Source organism: Actinokineospora sp. PR83 (genome assembly GCF_021056305.1).
GTDB classification, from domain to species: Bacteria; Actinomycetota; Actinomycetes; order Mycobacteriales; family Pseudonocardiaceae; genus Actinokineospora; species Actinokineospora spheciospongiae.
Genome location: NZ_JAJCXD010000113.1, coordinates 1 through 4,864, shown reverse-complemented (window position 1 = coordinate 4,864; position 4,864 = coordinate 1). Strand labels below are relative to the sequence as shown.

3 protein-coding genes are annotated in these 4,864 nt (G+C 78.1%); all 3 read left to right on the top strand.

Annotation, left to right across the window (positions count from 1 at the left end; translation table 11 throughout):
- Window positions 1-247, top strand: a 247-nt coding sequence (locus tag L6E12_RS30935) for a hypothetical protein (protein WP_236231465.1), incomplete at its 5' end; no start/stop codon positions are given.
- Between the two features lie 58 nt (window positions 248-305).
- Window positions 306-878, top strand: coding sequence for a cupin domain-containing protein (locus L6E12_RS30930; RefSeq protein ID WP_236231464.1), 573 nt, complete (start codon window positions 306-308; stop codon window positions 876-878).
- On the top strand, window positions 875-4,864 hold a 3,990-nt coding region (locus L6E12_RS30925; protein WP_236231463.1), incomplete at its 3' end, for a type I polyketide synthase. The genes L6E12_RS30930 and L6E12_RS30925, both read left to right, overlap by 4 nt.

Genomic DNA, 4,864 nt, shown 5'->3' with positions numbered 1-4,864 from the left:
CGCGCAGGCGGCCCGCGCGCGCCTGGCCGACGAGGTCGTGCGGCGTCTCGACCACACCGGCCCGGTCCGCGTGGCCGACCCGGCGGACCCGCGCCGCGCCCCCGGCGAGCTGCTGGTCGTCCCGCACGGCCCGGGCCCCGGCCGCTGGGACCTGGTCGAGGCGCTGCGCGCGGACGCGGACGCGGTCGGGACCAGCGCCCTGCGCGCGGGCCGCCACGACCTGGGCGGGGTCGTCTGGGCCCGGTGACGGCCCAGCCCCCGCCAGCACCTCCCCGCTCGACCCCGCCGAAGAACGGAGAGCCACTGTGCCGCACGAGACCCGCCCACCCCGCACCAGCGCCCCCGCGCTGAACATCGTCACCTGGGCGGACGCCGAACTCGACGACGACCGCACCACCCTGCGCGTCGGCCACGGCCCGCTGCCCTCGGCCATGCACGGCGCGGTCGGCGCGACCGGCCGGGAGCTGGCCACGATCGGCGCGATCGGAGCGGACCTGATCCGGCTGCCCGCGGGCAGCGGCTTCCAGCCGCACACCCACCCCGGCCACCACGTGCTGACCGTCGTCGGCGGCATCGGCACGATCACCTACGGCGGCAAGGTCTACGAGACCAACGCCGGACAGACCTACCTCATCGAAGGCGACGTCCCGCACGCCGTCGGCGCCATCACCGACCACGTCATCCTGGCCGTGGGCTCCCCGCACATGCCCGTCGACCACGAGAACCGGATGGCCCCGGTGCCCTACGAGGAGGTCATCGCCCCCGATGGCGACCTGACCTGCCTGATCTGCGCGGTCACCGCCCTGGCCCCGACCAAGCTGCACGCCGAGGGTTGCCCGCACTGCCCGTGCGCGACGTGCGTCGGTGTCGCGCCGTGACCCCCGACCCGATCGCCGTCGTGGGTATGGGCTGCCGGTTCGCGGGCGGCGTGGACTCCGCCGACGACCTGTGGCGGCTGCTGCTGGCGGGGGAGACCACCGCCGGGCCGGTGCCGCCGGACCGGTGGCGCGCCTACGCCGAGCAGTCCCGCGAGCAGGCCGCCGCGCTGGACCGGGTCGTGGCCCGCGGGTCGTTCCGCGACGACGTCACCGGCTTCGACGCGGCGTTCTTCGGCATCTCCGCCCGCGAGGCCGAGCAGCTCGACCCGCAGCAGCGCACCGCGCTGGAGGTCGCCTGGGAGGCGCTGGAGGACGCGGGTGTCGCGCCGACCTCGCTCGCCGGGACGGACACCGCGGTCTTCCTCGGCGTCGGCACCGACGACTACGGGCGCAGGCTGCTCGAGGACCTGCCCGGGATCACCCCGTGGACCGGCATCGGCGCGTCGCCGTGCGGGGTGCCGAACCGGGTGTCGCACGCGCTCGACCTGCGTGGGCCGAGCGTGGCGGTGGACACGGCGTGCTCGTCGTCGCTGGTGGCGGTGCACTCGGCGTGTGCGGCGCTGCGGGCGGGTGAGACGCGGCTGGCGCTGGCGGGCGGGGTCATGCTGATGACCGGGCCCGGCCTCACCGCCGTGCTCACCGAGGCCGGGGCCGTGGGGACCGATGGGCGCAGCAAGCCGTTCGACGAGGCCGCCGACGGCTACGGCCGCGGCGAGGGCTGCGGCGTCGTCGTGCTCAAGCGCCTCGCGGACGCGCGTGCCGACGGCGACGACGTGCTCGCGGTGATCCGCGGCAGCGCGGTCCGCCAGGACGGGCGCACCGAGGGCATCATGGCCCCCAGCGGCGACGCCCAGGCCGACCTCATGCGCGCCGCCTACGCCGCCGCGGGCGTCGACCCGGCCACGGTCGGCTACGTCGAGGCGCACGGCACCGGCACGCCCGCGGGCGACCCGGTGGAGGCGGGCGCGCTGTGCCGCGTGCTGGCCCGGCCCGCCGACCGCCCGGTGTGCCGGGTCGGGTCGGTGAAGGCCACCATCGGCCACACCGAGGCCGCGGCGGGCGTCGCCGGGATGATCACAGCGGTGCTGGCGCTGCGCCACCGCTGGGTCCCCGCCACCCCGCAGGTCACCCGGCCGCGCTCCGACGTGCCGTGGCGGGCATCCGGCCTGGAACCGGTCGTGCGGGGCGTCGACTGGCCGGACCCCGGCCACCCGCGCCGCGCCGGGGTGGCCAGCTACGGCTACGGCGGCACGATCGCCCACCTCGTCCTCGAGGAGGGCGATCCCCTCGCGGCGCCCGCCGCGGCCGAGTTGGACGCGCCCGCGCACTTCGCCCTGTCCGCCGCGTCCCCGGCCGCGCTGCGCGCGCAGGCCGGTCGGCTGGCTGACGCCGTCGAGGCGAACCCGTTGCCGCACACCGCTTTCACCCTCGCCACCGCCCGCGCGCACCTGCGCCACCGGGCCGTGATCACCGCCGCGGACACCGACGCCCTCCGGGCCGGGTTGACCGCCGTCGCCGAGGGCACGAGCGCGGACGCGGTCGTGACCGGCTCCGCCCGCGACGGCGGGGCCGTGTGGGTCTTCTCCGGGCACGGCGCGCAGTGGGCCGGGATGGGCCGGGGGCTGCTGGACGTCGACCCCGACTTCACCGAGGTCATCGACCGCCTCGGACCGGTCTACCAGGCCGAGTTGGGCACGACGCCGCGCGAGGTCATCACCGCCGACGACCTGGGCGGGGTCGACCGCGTCCAGGCGGCCCTGTGCGCGGTGCAACTGGGGCTGGCCGCCTCTTGGCGGGCGCGGGGGCTGCGCCCGGCGGCGGTCATCGGGCACTCGGTCGGCGAGATCGCGGCGGCGGTGACCGCCGGGTCGCTGACCGAGGCCCAAGGCGCCCGGCTGGTGTGCAGGCGGTCCGCGCTGCTGCCGCGCGCGCAGGGCCGGGGCGCGATGTTCCTGGTGGACCTGGGTTTCGACGAGTGCGCCGAGGCCGTCGCCGACTTCGCGGGCGTCACCGCCGCGATCTCCGCCTCCCCGCACTCCACCGTCGCCGCCGGTGACGCCGACGCCGTCGCCCTGGCCGCGGCGGCGCTGACCGCCGCCGGGCGGACCGTTCGCCGGGTGGACTCGGACGTCGCGTTCCACACCGACCACATGCGCGACCTCGCCGGGGAACTGGCCGTCGCCGTCGCCGACCTGACCCCGGCGCGGCCGGGGACCACCCTGTACACGACCGCGCTGGCCGACCCGCGCGGCGGCCACCCGCAGGACGCCGCCTACTGGGCGGCCAACCTGCGCGACCCCGTCCGGTTCGCCCAGGCCGTCCAGGCGGCCGTCGCCGATGGGCACCGCACGTTCCTCGAGGTCTCCGCCCACCCCGTCGTCGCGCACTCGATCACCGAGACCCTGGCGGCCGAGGGCGTCACGGACGGCGCTGTGGTCCCCAGCCTGCGCCGCGACCGGCCCGAGGCCGCGATGCTGTCGTCGGCCGCCGCCGCGCTGCACTGCCGGGGCGTGCGCGTGGACCTCGACATCCCGGCGGGCAGGCGGGTGCGGCTGCCCGGGGTCGCCTGGCAGCACAGCCGGTTCTGGGTCGAGCGCCCGTCGCCGACCCGGCCGGGACCGCCGAACACCCTGCTCGGCGCGGGCACCGACGTGCACGGCGTCGCCGCCAGGGTGTGGACCACGACGCTGCACACCCGCACCCGCCCCTACCCCGGCAGCCACCCGGTGCTGGGCACCGAGATCGTCCCCGCCGCTGTCACGCTGCTCACCTACCTGGCGGCCGGGGGAGCCACCGGTCTGTCCGATGTGGAGCTCCACCGGCCCGTTGTCGTCCCCGGCGAGGACGACCCCGCGCGCGAGCTGCAGGTCGTCCGCGAGGGCACGGCGCTGCGCATCGCCTCCCGGCTGCCCGGCGGCGACTGGGCGGTGCACTCCTCGGCCCGCGCCCAGGACGCCGAGCCGCGCCGGGTGCTCGACCGGGAGGCCGACGAGCCGGTGGACGCCGCGGGCGTCGTCGACCGGCTGGCCGAGCTGGGCGTGGCCGCGATGGGCTTCCCGTGGCGGGTCGACAAGCTGACCAGGGGCGAGGGCCTGCTGGTCGCCGAGGTCGACGCCGACCCCGAGGGCGTGCTGCGCCACCGGGGCTGGGCCTCGCTGCTCGACGCCGCGCTGTCCACCGCGTCGGTCGTCTTCGACGGGCCGCCCGCGCTGCGCATGCCCGCGTCCCTGGACACCCTCGCCGTCGCCGGGACCGCGCCGGACCGGGCCGTGGTCGTCGCCGCGCTCGACCGGGACCGGCCGTTCACCGTCGACGTCGAGGTGCTCGGTGAGGACGGCGTGCCGCTGGCGCGGCTGACCGGCCTGCGCTACGCCGAGCCCGAGGGTGCGGCCGAGTCCCGGCCGGAGCTGGGCGAAACCGTCTTCGACATCCGCCCGACCCCGGTCGACGACCCCGCCGACGCGGTCCGCCGGGTGTCCGTCGCCGACCCCGGGCTGGCCGCCGCGCTGCGGGCGGCGGGCGCGGAGATCGCCGTCGACGCCGCGCACGTCCTGGTCCCGACCGGCCAGGACCCCGCGGAGTCGACGCTGGCGCTCATCCGGGCGGTCCGCGATGCCCGGCCGGGCCAGCGGGTCTGGGCCGTCGGCGGCGGGCACATCACCGCGGTCGGCCGGGTCCTGGCCACCGAGCACCCCGACACCTTCGGCGGCGTGCTCGACCTGCGCACCCCCGACGCCGCGCCCCGGCTGCTGCGGCACCTGACCCGTCCCGGCGCCGAGCCGGTGCTCACCCTCGACACCGGGGGCGCCACGGCTCCCAGGGCCGTGCCGCTGGGCCGCTCGTCCGGCGCCGCGCCCGCGTGCCGCCCGGACGGCACCTACCTGGTGACCGGCGGCCTCGGCGCGGTCGGCCTCGCGGTCGCCGCGCACCTGGCCGAGCGCGGCGCGCGCAGGCTCGTGCTGCTCGGCCGCACCCCGCTGCCGGCG